Annotated in this window: 25 protein-coding genes; 12 read left to right on the plus strand and 13 right to left on the minus strand. The window is 60.4% G+C overall.

Features of this window, described 5'->3' with window-relative positions; genetic code table 11:
• Window positions 1–52: 52 nt before the first annotated feature.
• Window positions 53–448: a YbaN family protein gene (locus PMI18_RS27545; protein WP_007895004.1), complete on the minus strand. Its 396-nt coding sequence runs from the start codon at window positions 446–448 to the stop codon at window positions 53–55.
• 10 nt (window positions 449–458) lie between these two features.
• Window positions 459–1,046 carry a UPF0149 family protein gene (locus tag PMI18_RS27540; RefSeq protein WP_007895005.1) on the minus strand — a complete coding sequence of 196 codons (588 nt, stop codon included), beginning with the start codon at window positions 1,044–1,046 and terminating at the stop codon, window positions 459–461.
• 326 nt (window positions 1,047–1,372) lie between these two features.
• On the opposite strand from PMI18_RS27540, the gene recQ reads away from it, so the two are divergent.
• The 4 genes from recQ (at window position 1,373) to PMI18_RS27520 (ending at window position 6,443) form a co-directional block, all read left to right on the plus strand.
• The gene (recQ, locus tag PMI18_RS27535) at window positions 1,373–3,499 is read left to right on the plus strand and encodes a DNA helicase RecQ (protein WP_007895006.1); all 2,127 of its coding nucleotides are present in this window, start codon (window positions 1,373–1,375) and stop codon (window positions 3,497–3,499) included.
• Between the two features lie 119 nt (window positions 3,500–3,618).
• A complete protein-coding gene (locus tag PMI18_RS27530; RefSeq protein ID WP_007895007.1) occupies window positions 3,619–4,053 on the plus strand; it encodes a MarR family transcriptional regulator in 435 nt (144 codons plus the stop codon).
• 128 nt (window positions 4,054–4,181) lie between these two features.
• The gene (locus PMI18_RS27525; RefSeq protein ID WP_007895008.1) at window positions 4,182–5,993 is read left to right on the plus strand and encodes a FimV/HubP family polar landmark protein; all 1,812 of its coding nucleotides are present in this window, start codon (window positions 4,182–4,184) and stop codon (window positions 5,991–5,993) included.
• A 162-nt stretch (window positions 5,994–6,155) separates the two neighbouring features.
• Window positions 6,156–6,443, plus strand: coding sequence for a SelT/SelW/SelH family protein (locus PMI18_RS27520; RefSeq protein ID WP_007895010.1), 288 nt, complete (start codon window positions 6,156–6,158; stop codon window positions 6,441–6,443).
• Here PMI18_RS27520 and PMI18_RS27515 read toward each other — a convergent pair.
• Together PMI18_RS27515 and PMI18_RS27510 are read right to left on the minus strand one after the other, a co-directional pair.
• On the minus strand, window positions 6,437–7,330 hold the full coding sequence (locus PMI18_RS27515) for a DMT family transporter (RefSeq protein ID WP_007895012.1): 894 nt from the start codon (window positions 7,328–7,330) through the stop codon (window positions 6,437–6,439). The genes PMI18_RS27520 and PMI18_RS27515 overlap by 7 nt on opposite strands.
• A 254-nt stretch (window positions 7,331–7,584) precedes the next feature.
• Window positions 7,585–8,370, minus strand: a complete 786-nt coding sequence (locus PMI18_RS27510) for a helix-turn-helix transcriptional regulator (protein WP_007895013.1) — start codon at window positions 8,368–8,370, stop codon at window positions 7,585–7,587.
• Between the two features lie 136 nt (window positions 8,371–8,506).
• Between PMI18_RS27510 and PMI18_RS27505 the strand changes: the two genes are divergently transcribed.
• Window positions 8,507–9,322: a UDP-2,3-diacylglucosamine diphosphatase gene (locus PMI18_RS27505; RefSeq protein WP_007895014.1), complete on the plus strand. Its 816-nt coding sequence runs from the start codon at window positions 8,507–8,509 to the stop codon at window positions 9,320–9,322.
• Between the two features lie 167 nt (window positions 9,323–9,489).
• Here the strand turns inward: PMI18_RS27505 and PMI18_RS27500 are convergent, their stop codons facing one another.
• Window positions 9,490–10,080, minus strand: coding sequence for an HD domain-containing protein (locus PMI18_RS27500; RefSeq protein WP_007895015.1), 591 nt, complete (start codon window positions 10,078–10,080; stop codon window positions 9,490–9,492).
• A gap of 101 nt (window positions 10,081–10,181) precedes the next feature.
• Window positions 10,182–10,493, minus strand: coding sequence for a DUF962 domain-containing protein (locus tag PMI18_RS27495; RefSeq protein ID WP_007895016.1), 312 nt, complete (start codon window positions 10,491–10,493; stop codon window positions 10,182–10,184).
• 158 nt (window positions 10,494–10,651) lie between these two features.
• On the opposite strand from PMI18_RS27495, the gene PMI18_RS27490 reads away from it, so the two are divergent.
• Window positions 10,652–11,713 (plus strand): AraC family transcriptional regulator, encoded by a 1,062-nt coding sequence (locus tag PMI18_RS27490; RefSeq protein ID WP_202949734.1) that lies wholly within the window; start codon window positions 10,652–10,654, stop codon window positions 11,711–11,713.
• Here PMI18_RS27490 and PMI18_RS27485 read toward each other — a convergent pair.
• Window positions 11,670–13,124: a TrkH family potassium uptake protein gene (locus tag PMI18_RS27485; RefSeq protein ID WP_007895018.1), complete on the minus strand. Its 1,455-nt coding sequence runs from the start codon at window positions 13,122–13,124 to the stop codon at window positions 11,670–11,672. The two genes, PMI18_RS27490 and PMI18_RS27485, sit on opposite strands and share 44 nt — an antisense overlap.
• 122 nt (window positions 13,125–13,246) lie before the next feature.
• Here PMI18_RS27485 and PMI18_RS27480 point away from each other — a divergent pair, with 122 nt between their 5' ends.
• Entirely contained in the window at window positions 13,247–13,813 is a 567-nt protein-coding gene (locus PMI18_RS27480) for an NAD(P)H nitroreductase (protein WP_007895019.1), read from the plus strand.
• 98 nt (window positions 13,814–13,911) lie between these two features.
• Here PMI18_RS27480 and PMI18_RS27475 read toward each other — a convergent pair whose 3' ends face one another.
• The 6 genes from PMI18_RS27475 to PMI18_RS27450 form a co-directional block, all read right to left on the minus strand.
• Window positions 13,912–15,252, minus strand: a complete 1,341-nt coding sequence (locus PMI18_RS27475) for a sensor histidine kinase (protein ID WP_007895020.1) — start codon at window positions 15,250–15,252, stop codon at window positions 13,912–13,914.
• Window positions 15,253–15,503: 251 nt separating this feature from the next.
• Window positions 15,504–15,953 (minus strand): Spy/CpxP family protein refolding chaperone, encoded by a 450-nt coding sequence (locus PMI18_RS27470; protein WP_007895022.1) that lies wholly within the window; start codon window positions 15,951–15,953, stop codon window positions 15,504–15,506.
• 276 nt (window positions 15,954–16,229) lie between these two features.
• The gene (locus PMI18_RS27465) at window positions 16,230–16,907 is read right to left on the minus strand and encodes a response regulator transcription factor (RefSeq protein ID WP_007895023.1); all 678 of its coding nucleotides are present in this window, start codon (window positions 16,905–16,907) and stop codon (window positions 16,230–16,232) included.
• Window positions 16,908–16,914: 7 nt separating this feature from the next.
• Window positions 16,915–17,328, minus strand: coding sequence for a hypothetical protein (locus tag PMI18_RS27460; protein ID WP_007895024.1), 414 nt, complete (start codon window positions 17,326–17,328; stop codon window positions 16,915–16,917).
• A 110-nt stretch (window positions 17,329–17,438) separates the two neighbouring features.
• Window positions 17,439–17,738 carry a YciI family protein gene (locus tag PMI18_RS27455; RefSeq protein ID WP_007895025.1) on the minus strand — a complete coding sequence of 100 codons (300 nt, stop codon included), beginning with the start codon at window positions 17,736–17,738 and terminating at the stop codon, window positions 17,439–17,441.
• A gap of 1 nt (window position 17,739) precedes the next feature.
• Window positions 17,740–18,336 (minus strand): septation protein A, encoded by a 597-nt coding sequence (locus PMI18_RS27450; RefSeq protein WP_007895026.1) that lies wholly within the window; start codon window positions 18,334–18,336, stop codon window positions 17,740–17,742.
• An 87-nt stretch (window positions 18,337–18,423) separates the two neighbouring features.
• Here PMI18_RS27450 and PMI18_RS27445 point away from each other — a divergent pair, with 87 nt between their 5' ends.
• The 5 genes from PMI18_RS27445 to rluB all read left to right on the plus strand — a co-directional run bounded on the left by PMI18_RS27445 (window position 18,424) and on the right by rluB (window position 23,317).
• Window positions 18,424–19,287, plus strand: a complete 864-nt coding sequence (locus PMI18_RS27445; RefSeq protein WP_007895028.1) for a PHP domain-containing protein — start codon at window positions 18,424–18,426, stop codon at window positions 19,285–19,287.
• Between the two features lie 13 nt (window positions 19,288–19,300).
• Window positions 19,301–19,930, plus strand: coding sequence for an L-threonylcarbamoyladenylate synthase (locus PMI18_RS27440; RefSeq protein ID WP_032830619.1), 630 nt, complete (start codon window positions 19,301–19,303; stop codon window positions 19,928–19,930).
• 60 nt (window positions 19,931–19,990) lie between these two features.
• Window positions 19,991–20,749 (plus strand): segregation and condensation protein A, encoded by a 759-nt coding sequence (locus tag PMI18_RS27435; RefSeq protein ID WP_177319007.1) that lies wholly within the window; start codon window positions 19,991–19,993, stop codon window positions 20,747–20,749.
• 11 nt (window positions 20,750–20,760) lie between these two features.
• Complete coding sequence (gene scpB, locus PMI18_RS27430; RefSeq protein ID WP_007895032.1) at window positions 20,761–21,735, plus strand: SMC-Scp complex subunit ScpB; 975 nt, start codon at window positions 20,761–20,763, stop codon at window positions 21,733–21,735.
• 316 nt (window positions 21,736–22,051) lie between these two features.
• Entirely contained in the window at window positions 22,052–23,317 is a 1,266-nt protein-coding gene (gene rluB / locus PMI18_RS27425; RefSeq protein ID WP_007895033.1) for a 23S rRNA pseudouridine(2605) synthase RluB, read from the plus strand.
• Window positions 23,318–23,370: the final 53 nt, after the last annotated feature.

The raw sequence follows: 23,370 nt of genomic DNA on the forward strand, positions 1-23,370 counted from the left end.
CTCCCTCGCCACAAAAGCCCCCGAGCCACAGAAGTGCTTCATTGTAGAAGGCTCAGGGTCTATGCAGGGTTTTCTGCTTGAGGATATAAACCGTCACCAGCACTGCACTGGTCAGCATGAATCCGCGCGCCCACGGCAGCGGCACCAGGTAGCAGGACAGCAGGATGCTCGCCCACATCAGCCCGATGGCGTAGACCTTGCCCTTGAGGGGAATGCCATTGCCGCTCAGGTAGTCGCGGACCCACGGCCCAAGCCGTGGATGTTCAACCAGCCAGTGATAGAAGCGTGGCGAACTGCGGGCGAAACAGGCGGCTGCCAGCAACAGGAACGGCGTGGTGGGCAGCACCGGCAGGAAAATCCCGATCACCCCCAGCGCTACGCTCAGCCAGCCGATGGCCAGCAGCACGTAGCGCAACATCAGGGGGCGGTTGCCTATGGGGTTGTCCATAGGCAAAACCTTAGTGGTGACGTGGCTTGAGAATCGCCGGTTTTTCGTCTGGCGCGTTGCACAGCAGGTACAGCGCGGTCAGGGCTTCCGGGATCTGCACGATCATGTCGTCCATCAGGTTGGCGTCGGCGGCGATGTCGGAGAACTCAGGCTGTTCGTCGAACAGACCCGAACCGACCATGATCGGCAGCAGCATTTCGCTGACTTCGTCTTCGGCGGTTTCGAACCAGGCCGCTTCGCGCAGGAACACGCCTTCCATGAAACCGATGCACCAGCCGCGCAGGTCGGAATCGTCCGGGTCGTCGCCCAGGTCGAGGTCGCACGGCAGCTCGAACTCTTCGTCGGACGCCAGTTGGCGGGCGATGTGCGCCTTGAGCAGCAGCAGGGTGGATTCGATCGCTTCACGCTCGGTGTCGTCGGCGTAGTGCGGCTCTTCGGCGAAGAGCGCGTCGATCCATTCACGGTCGGGAACGCTTTCGGAACAGATCGACAGCGCAGTGAGGTAGCCGTGGGCGGCCACGTAGTCCAGCGCCTCGTCATGCAGCTCGTCGGCGTCGAGGAAGACTTGCAGGCGGGTTAGTTGCTCAGCGAAGGACATTAAAGGGCTACCTTGGGGAATATACGATGCGGGAATTCTAGGCCTTCTTGAGCGCTTGGGCCAGCCGCGCGGCATATTTGCAGCCTTATGATGGAATCTGTGGTCGGGACAATAGAAAACCCTGCGTTGCATTGGCTTTCGTGTGTCTTATCAGCGGCGCCCTTTGCAGGGGAGGGCTCGGGTATACTCGCGCGTTTTGTGATGCCCTGCTGGCGTCACGGCTGAAATGTGAAGGGGCATGCAATGCGCACTTACGATTTGTCAGTGCAGCTTTCGTGGTTCTGAACCAGCCTTGCAGGGATGTTTCGGTGATTTTTGGAGTTTTTATGCTCGAACAGGCTCAACGCGTCCTCAAGGACATCTTCGGCTACGACAGTTTCCGTGGCCGTCAGGGTGCAATCATTGAGCGCGTGGCCAGTGGCGGCGACGCCTTGGTGCTGATGCCTACCGGTGGCGGCAAGTCCTTGTGCTTCCAGGTGCCGGCACTGCTGCGCGAGGGCCTGGCCGTGGTGGTGTCACCACTGATCGCGCTGATGGACGATCAGGTCGCCACCCTCGAAGAGCTGGGCGTCGCCGCGGCGGCGTTGAACTCCACGTTGAGCGCTGAGCAACAGCGTGATCTGGCGGCGCGGATCAAGCGCGGCGAAGTGAAAATGCTCTACCTGGCCCCCGAGCGCCTGGTTCAGCCGCGCATGCTGGCGTTTTTGCAAAGCCTTGAAATAGCTCTGTTCGCCATCGACGAAGCGCATTGTGTGTCCCAATGGGGCCACGATTTCCGTCGGGAATACCTGCAACTGGGCCAGTTGGCGGAATTGTTCCCCAACGTCCCGCGCATTGCCCTGACCGCGACGGCCGACAAGCGCACCCGGGAAGAAATCGTCGATCGTCTGCATTTGCAGGATGCCGAGCGTTTCCTCTCGAGTTTCGACCGCCCCAATATTTTCTATCGCATCGTGCCCAAGGAACAGCCGCGCAAGCAGTTGCTGGCGTTCCTCGCCGAGCGCCGCAGCGACGCCGGTATCGTTTACTGCCTGTCGCGCAAAAAGGTTGATGAAGTAGCGGTGTTCCTCAGCGAGCAAGGTTTCCCGGCGCTGCCATACCATGCCGGTCTGCCCAACGACACGCGGGCCCATCACCAGAAGCGCTTCCTCAACGAGGAAGGTTTGATCATGGTTGCCACCGTGGCGTTCGGCATGGGCATCGACAAACCCAACGTACGTTTTGTCGCGCACCTGGATTTGCCGAAGTCCCTTGAGGCCTACTACCAGGAAACCGGTCGCGGCGGTCGTGACGGCCTGCCGGCGGATGCCTGGATGGCATACGGCCTGCAAGACGTGGTGATGCTCAAGCAGATGCTGCAAAACTCCGAAGGCGATGAGCGCCACAAGCGTCTGGAGCAGCACAAGCTCGACGCCATGCTCTCGCTTTGCGAAGAAACCCGCTGCCGCCGCCAGACCCTGCTCGCGTACTTTGACGAAGACATGCCCGAGCCCTGCGGCCACTGCGACAACTGCGTCGACGGCGTGCAGACCTGGGACGCCACCGAGCCGGCCCGTCAGGCGCTGTCGGCGATCTACCGCACCGGTCAGCGTTATGGCGTCGGTCATCTGGTTGACGTGTTGCTGGGCAAGGACAACGAAAAAGTTCGCAGCTTCGGTCATCAGCATTTGTCGGTATACGGTGTAGGCAAAGCGATGGGGGAGAGCGAATGGCGCTCCTTGTTCCGACAGCTTGTTGCCCGAGGCCTGGCGGACATCGACCTTGAAGGCTACGGCGGTCTGCGCCTGAGCGATACCTGTCGGCCGCTGCTCAAGGGCGAAGTGACTCTGGAACTGCGCCGCGACCTCAAGCCGCAAACCACCGCCAAAAGCAGCAAGAGCCAGGCCAGCCAACTGGTTCGCGGCGAAGAACGCGAACAGTGGGAAGCCTTGCGTGCCCTGCGTCGCAAACTGGCCGAGGAACATGGTGTGCCACCGTACGTCATCTTCCCCGACTCGACGCTGCTGGAAATGCTCCGCAGCCAGCCGACCTCGCTGGCGGAAATGGCCACGGTCAGCGGTGTCGGCGCGCGCAAACTGGAGCGTTACGGCGAGGCCTTCCTCGAAGTGCTCGGCGGTCAGGTCGAGGCGCCAAAAGTGGTGGCCGATGTGCGCCATGAGCTGATCACCCTGGCTCGGGCTGGCATGACACCGTTGCAGATCGCCGGTCAGCTGCAATGCTCGGAAAAGAACGTCTACACGATGCTCGCCGAGGCGATTGGCAAGCAACAGTTGTCACTGGAACAGGCGCTGGATCTGCCCGAAGAATTGATGGGTGAAGTCCAGGATGCTTTCCTCGACGGCGAAGGCGAGTTGCCGCCTGTATCGGAGATTGCCGCGCTGTTCGCAGGAAGAGTTCCGGAAGGTGTTTTGTATTGCGTTCGTGCCGCCCTGCAGTCGGAATTCGAAGTCTGAATGACCTGCGGCACAGATGTAACGATTCAGTACAGAGCAAACCTTGCCTATAGCCAAAGGTCATGCTTAGCTGACTAATAATTAGTTTTTCTCTATTTCAGTCTAACCATGAGTGTTTTATGCCGTTAACCGATCAACACCGCTTTGGCATGCAATTGGCTCAGATGTCTCGGGGCTGGCGTGCCGAACTGGACCGCCGACTGGCTGGCCTGGGTCTGTCCCAGGCGCGCTGGCTGGTGCTGCTGCATCTGGCGCGTTTCGATGATGCCCCCACCCAACGCGAACTGGCGCAAAGCGTCGGCGTTGAAGGGCCCACCCTGGCTCGACTGCTCGACAGCCTGGAAAGTCAGGGCCTGGTGCAACGCCAATCCGTGCTGGAAGACCGTCGGGCGAAAAAAATCGTCCTCTGTGCCCCGGCCCGGCCCTTGATCGAACAAATTGAAACCATTGCCACTCAATTGCGCCACGAACTGTTCGAAGGCGTTGATGAGGCGGACTTGAAGGTCTGCATGCGAGTCCACGGGCACATCCTGGCCAACCTGGAAAAATCTTGAGGCACAACCACGCGCCGGATTTTTGAGATACCCCGTTGGGCAGACTATAAAGAACTACTAGGCAATATCGTGTTCGTACCGGATGTGCGAACACGTACAGGTTGGTTCTGGTTATCTAAGGGATGCTCATGCTCGAGAGTTGGCACGTTGTATTGCGGTGTTGCGCCAGGCTGCTGCTGGTCGGTGGTGCCGTCACTTACTCGGCATTGGCCCCTGCGCTCGGGTTGGGTGAGATTACCCAGCATTCGGCGTTGAATCAGCCGTTCAATGCCGATATCGCCCTGGTGGACGCCGGTGGTCTGGAAGAGGGCGAGCTATCGGTCAGCCTGGCGACGGCGGACGAGTTCAGCCGCGCGGGCGTCGAGCGGGTATTCTTCCTTAACGACCTGAAGTTCATACCGATCCTGCGGGGCAACCGCAGCCTGATCCGGGTGACTTCCAGCAAACCGGTCAAGGAACCCTTCCTGAATTTTCTGGTGCAGCTCAATCAGCCCAACGGGCGTTTGCTGCGCGAGTACACCGTGCTGATCGATCCGCCGGGGTCGCCGGGCATTGTTCCCGTCAACGACGAGCCCGAGCCGCGCCCTCAATCTTCCGCGTTCCCGTCCGTCGAACCGGCTGTTGCACCGCCACCTGCTGCGAAGGGGGAGGCGCCCAAGCCTGATGTCGATAAACCAGCTGCCGCGCCTGCGAATGATGCGGTTGCCGAACAACTGGCCGCCAGCGTGCTACAAAACCAGCAACTGCAAACGACCATCAATGAGTTGAATGCGAAGCTTCAGGGACAGGATGAGCATATTGCCGGCCAGAAAAAACAGCTGATCGAGCTGCAAACCCAACTGGCGGAAGTCAAACAGGCATCGGCAGAGCCGGTCGTGCCCGCAGTGCCGGCGCCGGTGCCCGTTGCAGTAGAGGAGTCTGAACCGACTCCGTGGCTGCTGATCATCGGGTTGCTGGCAGTGGTGGCGTTGGTATTGCTCGGCATATTCCTTCGCCGTCAACGACAGCAGGTTCAGGCTCAGGTCCAGCCCAAGCCATTACCCGTACCGCCGTCGCGTCATGAACCGGTGCTCAGTCGCGCAACAGAACCGGCCAGTCCTGCGTCCCGGCCGCAACCGCTAGCCGGATCGGCCGAAGAGATTCCCGCAGGCGACGTGCTGGAAGGGGTGGGTATCTATCTGGCGTATGGCCGTTTGTCCGAGGCGGCCGGTTTGTTGCGAGACGCGTTGGTCAGGGAGCCCCAGCGCACCGATCTGGCCGTGCAGCTGTTGGAAGTCCTCGGTAAACAGGGCGACGTGCAGGCCTATGATGCGCAGGAAAGCAGCCTGCGAGACGCCGGTTTCGATGCTCAACAACTTCAGGACATCCGCGCCCGCCATCCGAAACTGATCAGCGCCGCACCGGTGGTTGCCGCCGTGGCTGTGGCGCCGCCCATGCCTGCAGTCCCTGAAGCGGCACCGAGCGATGAGTTCCAGTTGAACCTCGATGACCTGTCGATGGATTCGAATTGGGACCTGATCAGCCCCTTCGAAAACTCATCATCCAGCGCCAAACCGTCGAATGAGTCAGCGCAGGTAGACGAACCCGGGTTCACCTCGAATCTGCATGTATTGCCCGATGTTTTCGAAATGCCCGAAGAGCCGACGCTGGACGAGCCCGAGCTTGAATGGATCGCCGAACCGGACGCTCAATCTCTGGACGAGACCTTTCTCAACGAATTCAGCGACCCTGGCCAGCTGCTGGAGCTTGAGCCGCTGAATGCTGAGTTGATGGGTCTTGAACCGGTCGGGCCGAGCAGCGCGGGCAAACTCGAACAGGCCCAGACCTGCATCGACGACGGCGACCTGGACAGCGCCATCGAGCTGCTCAACGAGTTGCTCAAGGAAGGCGACGAACCGCTCAAGGAAACGGCCCGGACGCTGTTGGCCGGTATCCGATAACACCCTTACCCATGTAGGAGCGAGGCTTGCCCGCGAAGAACGATGACGCGGTTTATCAGGACAACCGCATTATCGTTCTTCGCGGGCAAGCCTCGCTCCTACAGCATCAGGGGCAAGGCGGTTATCATGGCGCCGCCCTCAGGCCCAGGAGTTTTGCCAATCATGACCGCACGTAAACCGGAAATCGTCATCACCTATTGCACGCAATGCCAATGGCTGTTACGCGCCGCCTGGTTGGCCCAGGAACTGCTCAGCACCTTCGGCGATGACCTGGGCAAAGTGTCTCTGGTGCCCGGCACTGGCGGGGTTTTTCACATTTTCTGTGACGATGTGCAGCTCTGGGAGCGCAAGGCCGACGGTGGTTTTCCCGAGGCCAAGGTGCTCAAGCAGCGGGTCCGCGATCAGATCGATCCAGACCGCGACCTGGGCCACAACGACCGCACTCAGTGAGACGCGGCTTCTACCACCACGGCGTTCTTGCTTGAACTGCCGGACAACCGGCTGGAAACCACGATGGCCACGATGATCAGTACGCCGCCGATCAGCATGCGCAGCGTCGGGTTTTCATCGAACAACAGCCAGGCCAGGGTGATGCCGTAAACCGGCTCCAGAGCAAACACCACTGACGCGGTCCGGGCTTTGATCACCGCCAGGCTGGCGACGAACAGGCTGTGGGCGACGCCGGTGCAGAACACCCCGAGCAGGCCGATCCACAGCCAGTCGATGGCGCTCACTTCGCTCAACTGGGGCGCCGCCACCGGCAGCAGGCAGATCGCAACCACCACGTTCTGACACAGTGCAGCCTGCACCGGCGGAATGCGTCCGGAGCTGGCGCGGTTGGTCAGGGACAGCAGGGCGAACAACAAGCCGGAAGCCACCGCCCACAACAGGCCAGTGGTGGCACCGCTGGCCAGATCGAAATCCGGCGTGACCAGTACCAATCCAATACTGACCAGCACCACCAGCAGGATTTCGTTGGCGCGAATGCGCTCGCGGAAGATCAGCCCTTCGAGGATCACGGTAAACGCCGGGAAACTGGCAAACCCCAGGGTCGCGATCGCCACCCCGGCGACCTTCACCGCGATGAAGAAACTCACCCAGTGCCCGGTCAGCAGCAAGCCACTGAGCAGCAGTCGACGCAGGTCCACGGCGTCGAGTTTCTGCCAACGGGTACCGCTTGCGAACCGTGCGAAAAACGCCAGGGCGAGGACGGCAAACGCGGCACGGCCGAACACGATGATGGCCGGTGAAGCGGCGGCAAGTTTGCCGAATACGCCGGTCAGGCCGAACATCAGTGCACCAATATGCAGAGCGCCAAGGGCGGTACGGGGAGTCATTGCAATCCTTGATAAATGTATTGGACCAGACCATTGAACCGCGCAATGACTTGCCGTGTCTGTCGGCAAACTATCGTCTCTTGTCGCCGGCCTCGCGCCTGACGGATTTTTTTGCCCTAACACTCGCCAGTCAGGCCTGGCACTGCCTGTGGCGAGGGAGCTTGCTCCCGCCGGGCTGCGCAGCGGCCCCTCTCTACCTGGTAAAGAAGGGGCCTGCTGCGCAGTCCAACGGGAGCAAGCTCCCTCGCCACAGGTTACTGATTGCTCGTTCTATCTATCAGCCAACCGGCATTTGCCTCGCGCCGGAGTTTGCCCGGTGAGGCACCGAACTCACGCAGCACCGCCGCGGCGAACGCACTCTGCGAGCTGTAGCCGACCCGACAGGCAATCTCGCCAATGGGCAGCGCCGAATCGCGCAACAAGCCAACGGCAATGTGCAGCCGACGACTGCGAATGTAGTCCATCGGCGTTTGCCCGCATTCCGCCACGAACCGCGCATGCAACCGAGCGCTGGACAGGCCGGCAATGCGCGCCAGATCGGCGACTTGCAGCGGATAGGCTGCGTATTGATCGATGTGCGCATTCAGCGCCGCGTAAGGCAGACGCCGACCGCCCACGCTGTCGGGTTTGGCGTTGTTCAGGCTGGCCAGCAATAGCACCGCGCCTTGCTGCGCAATCAGCGGATCACTGATCTGACTGCCCGCCAGCCAACTCACCAGTTGGCTTTGCCCGGCGTCCAGCGACAGGCGCCCGGCATTGTCGAGCAAGCGGCGACTGGCTTCGGCGTGATCGCCAAGGGACTGTGTAACCCACTGCTCGCTCGGCACATCCAGTACCAGGCAATGACTGCCATGGGCGCTGTCGCAAGCATGATGCGCGCCCGACGGCACCACCACGAAACTCTGCTGCACCACCTGGCTACCATGCCCCTCGACCTCGAAGTCCAGCGCGCCCGACAGTCCGAACACCAGTTGCGCGTGGTCGTGGCTGTGGACGATCAGGTCGTGGGTGTACTGGCGTAGCGTGAGGATCGGTCTCATCGCAGGTCTCCTGTGCAGGTCGCCAGTCTACACCGGGTGCGGCCCGACTCGCGCTGTCACAACACTGACTTGCCACTGTCATGGGCAATTCACTCGACCGGCGCAAGCTTGCCAAAACTTGTCCTGAGGGTTGCCCATGACCAGCGCCGAGCTCGCCAAACCCAGCCGTAAGCAACGTGTACGGACCTTGTGGATTTCCGATGTGCATTTGGGCACCCGGGACTGCCAGGCCGAACACCTGTCGCAATTTCTCAAGGGCTACCACACCGACAAGATCTACCTGGTCGGCGACATCATCGACGGCTGGAAACTGCGCAGCGGCATGTATTGGCCGCAAGCGCATACCAATGTGATTCGTCGCCTGCTGACCATGAGCAAGCGCGGCACAGAAGTGATCTACGTCACCGGCAACCATGACGAATTCCTGCGCCGTTATTCGAAGCTGATGCTGGGCAATATCCAGTTGGTGGATGAAGCCGTGCATGTGACCGCCGATGGCCGTCATCTGCTGGTGATTCACGGCGATCAGTTCGACGTGATCACCCGCTACCATCGCTGGCTGGCGTTTCTCGGCGACTCGGCCTATGAATTCACCCTGACGCTCAACCGCTGGCTCAACCATTGGCGTGCCCGTTATGGCTACGGCTACTGGTCGCTGTCGGCGTACCTCAAGCACAAGGTCAAGACAGCTGTCAGTTTCATCAGCGATTTTGAAGAAGCCATCGCCCACGAATGCGTCAAACGCGAGTTGCACGGGGTGGTGTGCGGGCACATTCACCATGCCGAGATTCGCAAGGTCGGCGAGGTGGATTACCTCAATTGTGGGGATTGGGTGGAGTCATGCACGGCATTGATCGAGCATTGGGATGGCTCGATCGAGCTATATCGGTTGGCCGATGCCCAGGCGCGGGAGGCTGAGTTGAAGGCGGAGAAGGTCGCTGAACCGGCGTGAACCAGAGGTTTAGCCTTTGTGGCGAGGGGGCTTGCCCCCGTTGGGGCGCGAAGCGCCCCCAAAACCATTCATCCCGGTTGTATCGGGTAGACCGCATTTGTCGGTTTTTACGACTGCTGCGCAGCCGAACGGGGGCAAGCCCCCTCGCCACAGTTCCCTTACATTCTTCAGGCTGGCGAATGCTCTTCCATCGCCGCCTTGTAAATCGAGTTCTTCGGCTGTGCAAACAGCCGCTCCACCATCGGTTCGAAGAAGCTCAGTGGCAGTGTGTCGTACGCCGGATCAAACGCCGCAGCATCGTATCGGGCGCAAAATTCGATGGTCGCCTGATACTGCGGATGACCGATGAATTGCTCGCGCAAATGCCGATCCATGCCCAGGTGATGAAAGAAGTAATAACCCTGGAAAATCCCATGCTTCTCCACCATCCACAGGTTCTCGGCGCTGACGAACGGCTTGAGGATCGCCGCGGCGATGTCCGGGTGATTGTAGGAGCCCAGTGTGTCGCCGATGTCATGTAGCAGGGCGCAGACCACGTACTCTTCGTCGCGACCATCGCGCCAGGCGCGGCTGGCGGTTTGCAGGGAGTGGGTGAGACGATCTACCGGGAAACCGCCGAAATCCCCCTCCAGTAACTTCAGGTGCGCCACGATCCGTTTGGGCAATTGCCGGGCATAGCCGCTGAAATCGGCGGCTATGATCGCCCAGTCTTCCTGCGTGCCGTCCTGCATATGGGTAAAACGGGCATGGACATTCATCGGCTATCCTCTTGTTCTAATCTCATCAGGGATGCGTTGAGTGTAGGGCTCGGATCCAATGCTGCATTGGCTGCACAAGACGCTTTTGTGGCCAATGGAGTCTAGAACGCCACGCGACCCAGAATCATGTCGCGGTACATGACGAAATCGCCGAGCAGGCTGTAAAGAGGATGCTGAAAGGTAGCAGGGCGATTCTTCTCGAAGAAGAAATGCCCGACCCAGGCGAAGCTGTAACCGGCCAGCGGCAGGGCCAGCAACATCCACCACGCGCCGTTGCCGATGGTCAGCGCCAGAATGAAAATAACCAGGGAGGTACCGACAAAGTGCAATCGTCGACAGGTGCTGTTGCGGTGTTCGCTGAGGTAATACGGGTAAAACTCAGCGAAGCTATTGAAACGTTTGATGTTTTCCACGACTGCGATCTCTGTGGTTGCTGTGCACGCGACAAGTTGTTCTGCGGGTAGCTTATTTAAGTCTAGAGTGATCATTGGTATCAGCCAGTGACAATAGGCGCCACTTTAGTATCCTTGGGTATTGGGTCGTGGCATGCGGCCATCACGTAGTAAACGCCATGAGCGAACGAACGACTTCTTCAAGCTGGGCGATGGGGATTGTCAAAGCACTGGAAATGGACGGCCTGGATTGCCGGGTTCTGTTCAAGCAGCTAGGGCTCGACTATGCCGCACTGGATGACCCGGATGCGCGCTTCCCGCAAGATTCCATGACGCGGCTCTGGCAGCGCGCGGTCGAGCTGTCCGGCAACCCGGCGATCGGCCTGAACATGGGCAAGGTGGTGCGACCGGCGTCCTTCCATGTCGCCGGTTATGCGTTGATGTCCAGCCAGACCCTGGCTGAAGGCTTTCAACGTCTGGTGCGTTATCAGCGAATCATCGCCGAAAGTGCCGACCTGAGTTTCCGATTGCTGGATGAGGGGTACGCGCTGATTCTGACGGTCCATGGTGACCACCTGCCGCCGACCCGCCAGAGTGCTGAAGCATCACTGGCCTGCGCCCTGGCACTTTGCGGCTGGCTGACCGGCCGTACGCTGCAGCCGCGCAAGGTCTTGCTGCAAGGTGCTAACCCCGTTGATCTTGAGCCCTATAAACAAGCTTTCCACGCCCCGTTGATGTTCAACGCGCCTTATGACGCCTTGATCTTCGAGCGCGCCGACATGGAGGCACCGCTACCCACCGCCAACGAGGCCATGGCGCGGCTGCACGACCGGTTTGCCGGTGAGTACCTGGCGCGGTTTTCCGAGAGCCGCGTGACCCACAAGGCACGGCAGGTGTTATGCCGTCTGCTGCCTCAGGGTGAACCCAAGCGTGATACGGTGGCCCAGACGCTGCACTTGTCGCAACGCACCTTGCAGCGTCGCTTGCAGGAAGAGGGCACGAGTTTTCAGACCTTGCTGGATGACACCCGACGTGAACTGGCCGAGCAATACCTGGCGCAACCGAACATGACCTTGCTGGAAATTGCCTACCTGCTGGGGTTTGCCGATCCGAGCAACTTCTTCCGCGCCTTCCGACGCTGGTTCGATTCCACGCCCGGCGAATACCGGACGCGGCTGATGGAAGCGCCCGTGCGGATTAGTGACGCCAGAACGCCGGGATACACAGAACAAACACCGTAATGATCTCCAGCCGGCCCAGCAGCATGCCGAACGAGAGAATCCACTTCGCGGCATCCGGCAGGCTGGCGAAGTTACCCGCCGGGCCAATCGTTTCGCCAAGCCCCGGGCCTACGCCAGACACCGTGGCGGCCGCGCCGGTCAGCGCGGTCATCCAGTCCACGCCCAGTAGCGACAGCAGCAGTGCGATAACGCAAATGGTGATGGCGAAGAAGAACGAAAAGGTCAGGATCGAGCGCACGATCTCTTCGTCGAGACGGTGGCCGTTGTATTTCTGCTTGATCACTGCACGCGGGTGTATCAACTGGTTAAGGTTGGCCTTGAGCAGAATATAGGCAACCTGGAAGCGGAAAATCTTGATCCCGCCAGCGGTCGAACCCGAGCAGCCGCCAACAAACCCCAGATAAAAGAACAGCATCAGTGAGAAGTTGCCCCAAAGGCTGTAGTCCCCCAGTGCAAAACCGGTAGTGGTCACCACCGATGTCACGTTCAGCGCTACATGCCGCAAGGCTTCCAACCAATGCAGCTGGGTAGTCCACCAGTACCAGGTGCCGAGCACCAGCCAGGTCACCAGCAACATACCGAGCAGCCCTTGAACCTGTTCATCCTTGATCAGTGCCTGCCGGTTACCACGTAACGTGGAGACATAAAGGGTGAACGGCAGGGCACCGAGAATCATGATGACGACGGCGACCCAATGCACCGCAGGCTCCGGCCACTTGGCCAAAGACTTGTCGGAGGTGGAGAAGCCGCCGGTGGAAATCGCTGACATCGCATGGTTGATGGCATCGAACAGGCTCATCCCGGCCCACCAGAACGCCAGGCTGCCGAAAATGGTGATGCCGACGTAGGCCGCAACGATCAAACGCGCCACCATGTGCGAACGGGGCATGACTTTTTCGGAACGGTCCGACGACTCGGTCTGAAACAGCCGCATGCCACCGATGCGCAACAAGGGCAGAATCGCTACCGCCATGCCGATAAAACCGATCCCACCGATCCAGTGCAGCAATGAGCGCCACATCAGGATGCCGGGGGACATGTTGTCCAGGCCGTTGAGCACCGTCGCTCCGGTGGCGGTGATTCCGGACATACTTTCGAAGAACGAGTCGGTGTAGCTGATGTGCTGGGTCAGCAGGAACGGCAGGGCGGCGAAGATGCACACCACCAGCCAGCTACTGACGGTCAGCAGGTACATGTCTCGCGGACGCAGATGGATGTGCTCGGGGCGCCCGGGTATCACCAGGGCCAGGCCTGCGACAAAGGTAATCATGCTGGCCCAAAGGAACGACGGCAGATCGCTGGTGCGCTCGAAGATCACCAGGGTGGCCATGGGCACGACCATGGCGATGGCCAGCGTGATCAGGAAGATGCCGATGATGAAACCAATGATCCGTAAGGTCGGCAACGCCATGAAGTCCGCTCGGGCTGATAGTAGGAAGGGCGCCATTCTACCTGCGGGGCAGGGCATGTAAACCGACGCCGTCGCGACAGTTGACGCTAGAATAGCCAAACATTTTCTACAGGAGGTGGCCGATGCAGGCTCTCGACGCTTTGCTCAACCGTGTTTCCGTCCCACGACTGCTCGATCCGGCACCCACTGCCGAGCAGCGCGAAGTGCTGTTTGCCGCCGCGATGCGTGCACCAGACCATGGCCATTTGCAGCCTTGGCGTTTCCTGACAGTCGAAGGCGCGGCACGCGAGCAAATGGGTGAGTTGCTGGCCGAAGCAGCGAAGCTGCAAGACAGTGATGTGTCCGAGGCCTTGCTGGACAAGGCGCGCAACGGTCCGTTGCGTGCGCCGCTGGTGGTTGTGGTGATTGCGCGTTTGCAGGAACACGCCAAGTATCCCAAGTCCGAGCAACTGTTGGCGGCCGGTTGTGCAGCTCACGGGATTTTGCTGGCGGCCTATGCACAAGGCATTGGCGCGGTGTGGCGCACCGGTGAGCTGGCTTATTCGGCGCATGTGGCTAAAGGCTTGGGGCTGGCGGAAGGGGAAGAGGTGATTGCGTTTCTTTACCTTGGCACGCCGCAGAAAGAGCCGCGTGTGGCGGAGAAAGTTGATCTGGCCGAGTTTGTCAGCGCCTGGTCCGGTAAGGCCTGAAGATCAAATGCTTCGCGGGCAAGCCTCGCTCCTACAGGTAATCTGGCGATCATGTGACCCACACAATCCTGTAGGAGCGAGGCTTGCCCGCGAAGCTTTTAAGGCTGCACCACAGCCCCCGGCACCAACGGCAATTCCAGGCTGGCAATGAACCCGCCCCCAGGGTGATTGGCCAGCACCAGACTGCCGCCATGCCGTTCCGCCGCACGGCGCGCGATGGCCAGCCCGAGGCCATGCCCTGCCGCTGTCTGCCCCGGTGCCCGATAGAAGGGTTCAGCCAACTGATTCAAATGCTCGGCCTCGACGCCAGGGCCGTGATCGCGCACGCTGACCACAATCCTGTCGCCCTGACGCAACGCCTGCATTTCGATCGGTTGCCCGACCGGGTTAAAGCGCTGGGCATTGCGCAGCAGGTTGTCCACGGCACGCTCGATCATGGTCGGCCAGCCTCTGAGGTTCAGTTGCGGCTCGGCCTCAAGGCGCACGTTCTGCTCGGGCGAGCCCAACTGCGCATCTTTTTGCAGGGTATTGAGCAGCGCATTGAGGTCTACCTCTTCGGCGCTGGCGTTGTCGGCATCGACGCGCGCCAGTACCAGGATTTCGCTGATCAGCGCTTCCAGGCGATCGCATTCACGGGTCAGGCGTGGCCAGAGTTTTTCCCGTTCCTCAGGATTGGCCCGCTCGGCCAGCGCCAACGCAATGCGCAGTCGGGCCAAGGGTGAGCGTAATTCGTGAGACACGTCCCGCAGTAATTGCCGCTGGCTGCCGATCAGGCTTTGCAGGCGTGCGCCCATGCGGTTGAAGTCGTTGGCCAGCACGCCGAACTCATCGCGACGGTTGGCCAGTTTCGCCAGGCTGTTTTGTTGATACGTTGTCTGCCCCAGGTCATGCACGGCGCTTCGTAAACGGCTCAGTGGTCGCGTGATGGAAAAGGTCACCAGCAAGCTGAACAGGGTTAACACCACCAGTGCGATGCCCAGTGCACTTAACGGCCAGAGCAGGCTTTCGCGGTGCCAGGCGTCCAGTTCCGGGTGCGGGACGCGATAGATCAGCAGATAGGTGTCGCCTGTCTTGGCGCTGGTGTATTCATCGGTCAGACGTCGCCATGGCAGGCGTCGATCATCGTTGTTCTGTCGTGCTTCGAAGGCCGCCGCCCGCCGTGGAAAGGTACCGCGTACCACCGGGTCACCTGCCTCGTTGAGCACTTGAACGTTGATGTGATACTGACGCTTGCGCTGTTCCAGAATGTCCTGGGCGGCTTCTTCTCCCTGGCTTTCGTAGGTTTGCGTCCACTGTTCGGCCAAGGTGTTGAGGCCCGGGTGGCGACTGAGAATCCACGCGTCCTGGTTGAGCATGTGCCCGAGCAGAATGGAAAGCCCTGCAACCAGAGCGATGGCCAACCAGAAGCTGGCCAGGATACGCCAGAACAATGAGCGCACAGAAAATCCTCAACTAGCGCAAATCCATGTGAGAGCGGACCCTGTGATGAGGGGGCCCGTGTGGCGAGGGGGCTTGCCCCCGTTCGGCTGCGAAGCAGTCGTAAACCATTACCTGCGGTTTAACTTTGAAATGTCGGGGCCGCTTCGCGACCCAACGGGGGCAAGCCCCCTCGCCACACAAGCCTGCTCCCACATTAGACTGAGTGGCAAAAGACCCAACGGTGTTAGCCGTCAGGTCCGGGGTTAGCGCATTATTGCGCTTTTTGCGCTTGCTGCGCTTTCCAGGCCTTGAACTCGGCCCATTCGGCGCGACGCTCAGCCTTTTTCTTCTGGATCTCGTCGAATTGCTTCTGTTGATCCGGTTTCAGCAGTGCGCGAACGTCGGCTTCGGCTTTCTTGTGCCTGGCCGCCATCTCGTCTTTCAGGGCTTTCTGATCGGCTGGCGAGAGTTTTTCCAGGTACTTGTCGACCAATTGCTGACGCTCATGCATCTGCTCGCCCATGATCTTGCGGATTTGCTCGCGCTGTTCGCGGCTCAGGTCCAACTGGCTGTAAGGGCCTTTACCGTGCATGCCGTGCATCTGACCGCCGTGGCGTGAGCCGTCCATGTGATCACCCATCGGACCTGCGCCTTCAGGCATGGCCATGGCAACGGTCGGCAGGGCGGCAGCAAACATCAGAGCGATAAGAGTCTTGCGCATGGTGTATCTCCTTGTCTCGTTCCCGGTACGTTCCGGATGTGTGCAGATTACGCAGATCAAGGTCAGCGGCGGTCAGCGGAGCGTAAAGCTTGGGTAAAGAGGGGCTTGTGCCGACCTGACAAAACTCCATGTGCAGGCACCCGTCTGTGGCGAGGGAGCTGTTGTGGCGAGGGAGCTTGCTCCCGTTGGACTGCGTAGCAGTCCCGCTTTTGGGGCCGCTTCGCAGCCCAGCGGGAGCAAGCTCCCTCGCCACAGGTTGCTCATGTCCGTTCGTTCTTACAGGCTGTAGTAGTAACCACGACTGCGCAGGGCAACGATGCGTGGGCGGCCGTCGGGGTGTGGGCCGATTTTTTTGCGCAGGTTGCTCACGTGCATGTCCAGGCTGCGGTCGTACAGGGTCAGTTTGCGACCGAGGGCGATTTGCGCCAGCTCCTGTTTATCCAGCGGTTCGCCGGGTTGCTTGAGCAGGGCTTCGAGCAGTCGGCTTTCGGAGACAGTGAGGGTGAACTCCTGTTCATCGATGCTGACCACGCCACGCACCGGGCTGAAGCACAAGTCACCCAATTCGAGCTGGCTGGAAACTGCCGTCGGATGACTGCGGCGCAATACCGCGCGCAGGCGCGCTGTCAGCTCTCGTGGGTCGCACGGTTTGGCCAGGTAATCATCGGCACCGAGTTCCAGGCCGAGAATGCGGTCCAGCGGTTCGCCACGGGCCGAAAGCATCAGCACTGGCAAATCCGGATGGTCATTGCGCAGTTGCTTGAGCAGTTCCAGGCCACTGCCGTCCGGCAGCATCACGTCCAGCACCACGGCTGCCGGGGAAGTTTCGGCCAACGCCCGGCGCGCGCTCTGGCCATCGTGGCAGGCACGGACCTGAAAGCCTTCCTGGCTCAGCCAACTGCTCAGGAGCTCACACAGCTCCTGGTCATCATCAATTAGTAACAGCTCGCTCATCACTCACTCAATTTAGCCATTGCCGACGTTTTCTGGTTGCACCACTGGCGAAGATACCGCAGAGCAGGGCCAATAGCGCTACCGCGCCCCCAATCACGAACCATTGCTGCTGATCTGTCAGCAGGCGTGGTAGCGGGCTGCTGGCCTGAGCCTCCTTGAGTTGCAGCTTGAGGCGCTGATTCTCCTGGCGCAACCGGCTCAACTGAGCGCTTTCGCGTTCGCTATCGGTATTTTGCAGTTGTTTGCTCAGTTCTTCTCGTTGCTGTTCGCTTACCTTCAAGCGCTGCTGCAACTCGGTGATCTGGCTGCCGGCGCTCAAGGACAGCGGCGTCGAACTACCGCCATTGGCGCTTTCTTCACCATGGGCGGGCGCCATGATCGACAACGTCACCAACATCAGACACAACGGACCTTTGCGCATCGCAACTCCTGATTCCAATACGAGTATTGGGCAGGTTGTCGGCCGGTAAACAAGAATAATGAGCGATTGAACGTGCGATGAACCGACAAGGCTCATCGCGCGGGAGGGCTTTATGGCAGGACTTGCTTGAACGGCTTGACCAATACATTGGCGTAGACGCCTGCGGCAATGTACGGGTCGGCGTCGGCCCAGGCCTTTGCGGCGCTCAGCGAATCGAATTCAGCAACGATCAGGCTGCCGGTGAAACCCGCCGCGCCCGGATCATTGCTGTCGACGGCCGGGTGCGGGCCGGCCAATACGATACGACCTTCGCCTTTAAGCACTTGCAGGCGCTCAAGGTGCGCAGGCCGTGCGGCCAGGCGGGCTTGCAGGGAGTTGGCGACGTCTGTGGCAATGATTGCGTAAAGCATGTCAGTCCTCGGTTTTTGGCGTGGTGGTATCGGCGTCGTGCAGGTGGCGGGAGAGGTAAATGCCCTGGGCGACCAGGAACAGCAACGTCATGCCCAGGCTGCCGAAGACTTTGAAGTCGACCCAGTAGCTCTGGAACGTGAACGCGACGAACAGGTTGGCGGCGCCGCAAAACAGGAAAAAACCGATCCAGGCGATGTTCAGACGGGTCCAGACCGGCTCCGGCAGGGTCAGTGCGTGGCCCATGATGCGTTTGATCAGCAGTTGGTCACCGATGAAGTGGCTGCCGATGAACCCGAGGGCGAACAGCCAGTTGACCACCGGGGCTTTCCACTTCAGGAAGGTCTCGCTGTGGAACGCCAGGGTCAGGCTGCCGAAGACCAGGCAGGCGATGAGGGTCAGCCACTGGCTTTTCTCCAGCTTGCGCTGCTTGATGAACAGCGTGCCGTAAACCACTAGGGAGCTGATGATCAGCACTGCGGTGGCGCTGTAAATACCACCGACAGACAGTTGATAACCGCCGATGTCGACGACCTGTGGATCGATTTTGAAGACGATGAAAAACAGCAGAAGCGGGATGAAGTCGATGAATTGTTTCACAGTGGCAGCCAGAAGCAGGATGTGGCGGCATAATAACAAACATATTGACGCGCGATAGCGTCAGCTGATTTGAGGTTACACAGTCCTGTGAATGTTGATTTGCACTGCCATAGCACGGCTTCCGATGGTGCCCTGGCGCCTGCGGTACTGGTTGCGCGTGCGTTCGAGAAAGGCGTGCGAGTCTTGGCCTTGACCGATCACGACACCCTTGAAGGCCTCGACGAGGCCCGTAGCGCTGCGACGGCGCTGGGGATGCAACTGGTCAATGGCGTCGAATTGTCCTGCACCTGGGGCGGGGCAACCATTCATGTGCTGGGCTATGGATTCGACGTCAATGCGGCGCCGTTGGTCGAGGCCATCGCAAAATTGCACGATGGCCGCTGGCTACGGTCCGAAGAAATAAGCCGCAAGTTGGCGTTGAAAGGCATGCCGGGGGCGCTCGACGGCGCTCGGGCCATTCAACAGGAGCTGGGCGACAGCGGTAATGCGCCGGCCCGTCCGCACTTCGCCGACTGGATGGTGCGTGAAGGTTTCGTCAAGGATCGCGCCGAAGCGTTCCGCAAATGGCTGGGCGCCGGCAAACTGGGCGACGTCAAACAACACTGGCCGACCCTGGAAGACACCGTCGCAACCCTGCGCGCCGCGGGTGCCTGGGTCAGCCTGGCGCATCCCTGGCACTACGATTTCACTCGCAGCAAGCGTCGCCGCCTGATTGCCGACTATATTCAAGCAGGGGGCCACGCGATAGAAGTGGTCAATGGCCATCAACCCGCCGAACAGGTGGGCAGTTTGGCGATTCTTGCCCGTGAGTTTGGTCTGCTGGTCAGCGCCGGCAGTGATTTTCATGGCCCTGGAGGCTGGTCCGAGATCGGTGAATACCGCCCGGTCCCGGAGGATCTGCCACCACTGTGGTGTCGATTCAAACATGACCCAATTATTGCCGTCGTCTGAACAGGTAGAGAATGTGAGTCAATTTTTCCAGATTCATCCGGAAAACCCGCAACCGCGCCTGATCAAACAGGCTGTCGAGATCATCCGCAACGGCGGGGTGGTGATTTATCCCACAGACTCTTCCTACGCCATTGGTTGCCAGATCGGCGACAAGAACGCCGTGGAACGCGTGCGCCGGCTGCGCCAGTTGGATGAGAAGCACAACTTCGCGCTGATTTGCAGCGACCTGTCGCAGTTGGGGCTGTTTGCCAAGATCGATACCGGCACCTTCCGTGTGCTCAAGGCTCACTTGCCTGGCCCTTACACCTTCATTCTCAACGCCACCCGCGAAGTCCCGCGGCTGTTGCTGCACCCGAAAAAACGCACCATCGGCCTGCGTGTGCCAAGCCATCCGATTGCCCTGGCATTGCTGGAAGAACTCGGCGAGCCGCTGATGAGCGTGACCCTGATCATGCCCGGCGACACCGACCCGTTGAGCGATCCTTACGAAATGCGCCAGTTGCTTGAGCATCAGGTCGACCTGATCATCGACGGCGGTTTTGGCGGGATCAAGGCGTCCACCGTGATCAGCCTCGCCGACGGCGAACCGGAAATCATCCGCGTCGGTTGCGGCGACCCTGCGCCTTTCATGGCCGAGGCCTAGATGTCTGCAGTAGAACCCGTCGACAGCCAGGCCGGTGCCCAGCAAGAACTGCCTTTCGCCATGGTCTATGGCCAGGCAGTCATGGAAATGCCGCTGGACCTGTACATCCCGCCGGATGCGCTCGAGGTCTTTCTTGAGGCCTTCGAAGGCCCGCTCGACTTGCTGCTGTACCTGATCCGCAAACAGAACATCAACATCCTCGACATCCCGGTGGCGGAAATCACCCGTCAGTACATGGGCTATGTCGAGTTGATGCAGTCGGTGCGCCTGGAATTGGCCGCCGAGTACCTGGTGATGGCTGCGATGCTGGCCGAGATCAAATCGCGGATGCTGCTGCCGCGGGCCGAAACGATCGAAGACGAAGAGGACGATCCTCGCGCTGAGCTGATTCGCCGCTTGCAGGAGTACGAGCGTTTCAAGGCTGCTGCCGAAGGCATCGATGGCCTCAGCCGCGTCGGCCGCGACGTGGTGGTGCCCAAGCTCGATGCCCCGCAAGCCCGGGCGCGCAAGCTGTTGCCGGACGTGCGTCTTTCAGAGCTGTTGTTGTCCATGGCCGAGGTCTTGCGCCGTGGCGACATGTTCGAAAGTCACCAGGTCAGCCGTGAAGCGCTGTCCACCCGCGAGCGCATGAGCGATGTGCTGGAACGGCTCAAGGGCGGCGGTTTTGTGCCCTTCGTCGAGCTGTTCACCGCTGAAGAAGGGCGCCTGGGGGTGGTGGTGACCTTTATGGCGATCCTCGAACTGGTCAAGGAATCCTTGGTCGAGCTGGTGCAGAATGAGCCGTTCGCGGCGATCCATGTCCGGGCCCGAGCCGAATAACGAGTTGAATCATGAACCTGACTGAACCCCGCGAGCTGGCGCCACTGCTTGAAGCCTTTCTGTTGGCCTCGGGAAAACCGCAATCGCTTGAACGCCTGTTCGAACTCTTCGAAGAAGGCGAGCGGCCCGAACCCCCTGTTTTCAAGAAAGCGCTGACGATTCTGGCAAAGTCCTGCGACGGCCGTGCTTTCGAGTTGAAGGAAGTTGCCTCCGGGTATCGCCTGCAGATCCGCGAAAAGTTCGCGCCGTGGGTCGGACGTTTGTGGGAAGAGCGGCCGCAACGCTATTCCCGCGCCATGCTCGAAACCATGGCGCTGATCGCCTATCGTCAGCCCATCACCCGGGGGGAGATCGAAGACGTGCGCGGCGTGGCAGTCAACAGCCACATCGTGAAAACCCTGTTGGAACGTGAGTGGATCCGCATCGTCGGTTACCGCGACGTACCCGGCAAACCGGCGATGTTCGCCACCACCAAGGCGTTTCTCGATCACTTCAACCTGAAGAACCTCGACGACCTGCCGCCACTCGCCGAACTGCGCGAACTTGAACCCGATCCTGTCCTCGATTTCGACGACGCGCCCGTGCCTGCCAGCCTGCAGGAATTGGCTGATGCCAGCGCCGAGCCGGAAGAACCCAAGGAAGAAACCAGTTTCCACACTCTGTTGCTGGAACTGGACACCATGGAAGAGGGGCTCAAGACCGACTTCGACGATTTGCTGCGCGATGGGGCGGTGACCGAGAGCGAAGGGGAGTTGGCAGAGCCCGAGCCTGAAACCGAAGCTGAACCTCAGGTCGAGGCTGACGCCGAAGTCGAACCAGAGCAGGAAGACGACATCCTTGGCGTCGCCGAAGCTCGCGAAAAGCTCCTGGCCGCTGTCGCCGCGCTCGAACAGCCGAAACCCGAGCCCGAATTGACCGACGAAGAAGCCGAAGCCAAGGCTCTCGCCGAAGCGATCGAAAACGAACGCCGCCAATTCGACGATTGACCCGAATCCTGTGGGAGCGAGCCTGCTCGCGATAGCGGTCTATCAGTCACTTTGATGCTGAATGTACTGCCGTCATCGCGAGCAGGCTCGCTCTCACAAGGGGGCCGTGTTCTCCGGTTGATTAAACTCGGCACCACCGTTCGGCGCAAAAGCAAATAACCGACTGTCGATCAGCTAGTCTTTGATGCGCGAACGTCTCCATGAGCGTATGATTCGCGACCCTTCGGCGATCGCTTCGCCCAAGTTCTTCAAAAAGTACCCAGATTTACATCGCTTCAGGCACAAGCCTGAACAGACCACACCGGGAGGTGCCCAGATGAGTATCAACGACCAGAAAGACGACCAGGAAATCGGCCCTGCAGGCGAAAAGCTGCAGAAAGTCCTCGCCCGTATCGGCGTCGGCTCACGCCGTGACGTAGAAGCCTGGATCAGCCACGGCCGCATCAAGGTCAATGGCAAAGACGCCACCCTCGGCCAGCGCGTCGACCTGCATGACGCCATCACCATCGATGGCCGGGTGATCAAGCGCGAAGAAGCCGCCGAGTCGGTACGTCGCGTGATCATGTACAACAAACCCGACGGTGAAATCTGCACCCGTAACGACCCTGAAGGTCGTCCGACCGTGTTCGACAAGATGCCGCGCCCCAAAGAAGGTCGCTGGATCAACATCGGTCGTCTGGACATCAACACCACCGGTTTGCTGATGTTCACCACCGACGGCGAATTGGCCAACCGCCTGATGCACCCATCCTACGAAATGGACCGTGAATACGCGGTACGTGTACGTGGCGAAGTCGACGATGAGATGATTGAACGCCTGAAGGCAGGCGTGGTGCTCGAAGACGGCCCGGCCAAGTTCACCGACATCAAACAGGCTCCGGGTGGCGAAGGTTTCAACCACTGGTACCACTGCGTGGTGATGGAAGGTCGTAACCGCGAAGTCCGTCGTCTGTGGGAATCCCAGGGCCTGGTGGTCAGCCGCCTGAAGCGTGTGCGTTTCGGTCCGGTGTTCCTCAACTCCGACCTGCCGATGGGCCGCTGGCGCGAAATGAGCCAGTACGAAGTCGACATTCTCAGTGCTGAAGTCGGCCTGACCCCGGTGGCGATGCCGCAAATGAACGCCAAGAGCAAAGACAAGCTTGAGCGTATGCAGCGCAAATCGTCCCGTCCGGTGGGCAAGACCGAACGCGTGCGTACCCTGCGTCCAGCCGCTGGTGCTCCGGCAGCCGGTCCGCGTCCAGCCCGCGAGCCTCAGATCGAAGGCGAACGTCCGGCCCGCAAGCCAGCGCCACGTCAGGATGGCGAGCGTGGCCCACGCACACCGCGTCCGGCCAACGGTCGCACTGAGCGTGGCGAAGGCCGTGGCGCTCCGTCCGGTGGTCGTAGCGATCGCGGCGCGCCTGCCGGTCGTGGTACGCCCGTGGCAGACCGCCCGGCCGACACCAAGCGCCCGGCCAAGCCGGCGCCGAAGAAACGCCCTGGCATCGTGCTGGTCGACCGTGACGCGCCATCGGGTAAACGCCGCGGCGCGCCAGCCGGTTCCGGCCAGCGTCCGGGCTTCGGTCGTCGCAAGCCTGAGTAATCGGTAAGCGCTCCATGAAAAACGCCATCCCTCGGCAGACCGTGTGAAAACGC

It is taken from the genome of Pseudomonas sp. GM102 (assembly GCF_000282555.1).
Taxonomy (GTDB): Bacteria; Pseudomonadota; Gammaproteobacteria; order Pseudomonadales; family Pseudomonadaceae; genus Aquipseudomonas.